Genomic DNA, 1,073 nt, shown 5'->3' with positions numbered 1-1,073 from the left:
GTGTGGGGGCGGAACCTCGCGCGGGGGGGCCTGCGGGGGTGGGGTTGGACGCCGGTCGGCCGCCGGATCATCGGGCTGGCCAATGAAGTACGAAATCATTACACTGCGCGCCGTGTATGACGCTCGAGCGCTCCGATGCCCCTTGCACCAGCTGGCCTGACTGACCCGGTCTCCCTGCGCATGGCGGCCGTGCTGGCCGAGGTGTTCGCCCAGGCCGATGGGGCGCGTCTGCCCGTGCGCGTAGGCGCTCTGCGCGGCAGCCGGTCCAACCGCTTCCACGAGCGCCATGGCTTCGTGCGCGTGGCCTCGGCGGAGTGGGACCACTTCTATGAACGGCCAGCGGCGGCTGCACCGGCATGACACGCCACATCCCGCAGATCCTGCACTCCCGCGTGGGCGGCGGGCGGCACTGGTTCACCACGGCCGAGCTGCGGCCGCTGCAGATCTGGCCAGTGGCGCCGAACCACTTTCGCGCCGGCCGATTGCTGATGCGCCTGCTGGTGGCGTTGCGCACCGAGCAGGGCGCGATCGAGCGCGAGGTGGTGCTCGCGCGCGCCCTGGTGGCCGCGCTGCCCGATGCCGCCCCGCTGGAACTGGCCGATGAATCGGCCGAGGTCCCGCTGCGCCTGGTGTTCCAGACCGACCCCGAGGACCACGCCGCTCGGCGCGAGGGCCCGCGCTTCCTCACGCCCCGCCCGCCTTCGCGCTGGACGGAAGGCTACGACGCCTGGATCACCTGGGCCGGCCGCTCGCTGGGTCTGGATATTCCCGCGGCGGATCTTTCACCCGATGGCAGCGTGCGTGCGCTCGCTGCCGCTCAGGTCGCCTTCCGCGCCAAGGTGCCCCGCCTGCGCCTGCGCTTCCTGCAGGGTCTGCATGGGTTGAACATGGGTTTCAAGATCGGCCTGCCCACGCAGTCCGGCGGGCGTGAATACGTGTGGGTGCGGCCCCTCGACTGGTCGGATCCCGCCCTGCCGCGTTGCGTGCTGGAAAGCCAGCCGCGCGAGTGCCCCGGCTACGAACTGGGCCAGACACTGGAGGTGCCGGTGGAGCAGCTCGCCGACTACGCCATC

The 1,073-nt window shown here is 71.4% G+C and carries 1 protein-coding gene and 1 pseudogene; both read left to right on the top strand.

Translation table 11 applies throughout. From position 1 onward, the window contains the following. Positions 1 to 183 precede the first annotated feature (183 nt). Positions 184 to 360, top strand: a pseudogene (locus ACE3T5_RS20310) (GNAT family N-acetyltransferase); the annotation flags it as partial. Further along, a partial coding sequence (locus ACE3T5_RS20305) for a hypothetical protein (protein ID WP_374669926.1) occupies positions 357 to 1,073 on the top strand: 717 nt, incomplete at its 3' end. The pseudogene ACE3T5_RS20310 and the gene ACE3T5_RS20305, both read left to right, overlap by 4 nt.

Source organism: Ramlibacter sp., assembly GCF_041916345.1.
GTDB lineage: Bacteria > Pseudomonadota > Gammaproteobacteria > Burkholderiales > Burkholderiaceae_C > Ramlibacter.
Note: the sequence above shows the minus strand (reverse complement) of the source record. Positions and strands in the feature narration are given on the sequence as shown.